Origin of the sequence: Bartonella sp. OC68QHHN (genome assembly GCF_042193875.1) — a bacterium.
In the GTDB taxonomy this organism is placed as follows: domain Bacteria; phylum Pseudomonadota; class Alphaproteobacteria; order Rhizobiales; family Rhizobiaceae; genus Bartonella; species Bartonella grahamii_A.
The window spans coordinates 1-1276 of the sequence record NZ_JBHIME010000066.1 but is presented as its reverse complement, the minus strand read 5'-3'; the positions used below and the strand labels follow the sequence as shown (position 1 = coordinate 1276).

Sequence of the window (1276 nt, the reverse complement as noted above, 5' to 3'; positions counted from 1 at the left end):
CGTTATAACGTTGCTGTTTTGCTTGCTCGATGACATTCAAAAGATCCGATTGTAACCAACGCGATAAAAAACCAAATTTTAGGGGTTTGGGGAGAGAACCATTAGTTACATGACGGCGAAATGTTGAAACACTCATATGAAGCAGTTTTGCACTTTCACGGTCTGTTAAAAGAATATCATTTTCTGTCATATTAAAATCCTTTCACTATAAAAAATGGTAACAAATCATAACTATTTATTAACCACATTTTGGTTCATTTTTGAAGGTATTTTATTTATAGAAAACAATATTTTATCATAGTTTTTCTGATGTGATAATTTATGACTCTTATTGAGAGCGAATGAGAGAGGAGAGAGAGAAAGTTATCCACAGATCATGGGGTTATTCACTCCATATCTTAAGATTGACCAGTGACATAAGCTGCCCATTTATCCATATAGACACGGCGCTGTTCTAGATAGTCAGTGCGACGATAGGCACGCTCTACTTTACCGCCGACCGTATGACTTAGAATAGTTTCTGCGACTTTATAAGGGGCATCGGTTGTTTCAGCGAGCCAATCACGTAAACTAGAGCGAAAACCATGGGGGCATGCCTCAATTTTATTGTCTCTCATATACGTAGCCATACAATTTGCAGCGAGGGGACCACGACCTCTAGCAGAAAAGAAGAAATCATTGCGAGAAAGCAAGCGCGCTTGTTTTAAGATTTCTAATGCTTCTGATGATAGAGGCACGCGAAACTCTTCTGTAGTATCACGTCGACCTTTCATATTTTCAGCAGGGATTGTCCAGATATCGCCATCAACTTGGTCTTTATGAATATGACACAAAGGGTTGGTACGAACGCCTGTCAAAATAAGCAAACGCAAAGCCAGTTGTGTTAAGGTTGATGCTTCGCAAAGTGTTTTATAAAAGGCAGGGACATCTCTCCAATCCATAGCTGGAAAATTTTGCGTTTTATGGCGTTGTTTACCTAAGAGAGCGCGTGCTTTTTCTGTTGCTTGTAAATCAACATCCAATCCTAAGGCAGCCGCATGTTTGAGACAAAGATTAAGGCGGGTAAGAGCTTTATCAGCTGTTGCTGCTTTTGTATGCCAAATGGGAGCAAGTGTATTGCGTATCTCTGTTTGTGTAATCTCTGAAACGGGCAGACAGCCTAATTTAGGGAGAATATGGAAGCGTAGTAGATGTAAAAACCAATTACAAGCCTCACCATCATTTTTTAATTCAGCTTTACGGCTTTCAAAAGCATCTAGAGCAATATCTTTTAAAT

General features: G+C 39.3%; 2 protein-coding genes. Both read right to left on the bottom strand.

Annotated elements, in window-relative coordinates; genetic code table 11:
- A partial coding sequence (locus tag ACFIJ0_RS07330; protein ID WP_375624928.1) for a helix-turn-helix transcriptional regulator occupies positions 1 to 190 on the bottom strand: 190 nt, incomplete at its 3' end.
- 208 nt (positions 191 to 398) lie between these two features.
- Positions 399 to 1276, bottom strand: an 878-nt coding sequence (locus tag ACFIJ0_RS07325; protein ID WP_375643902.1) for a tyrosine-type recombinase/integrase, incomplete at its 5' end; no start/stop codon positions are given.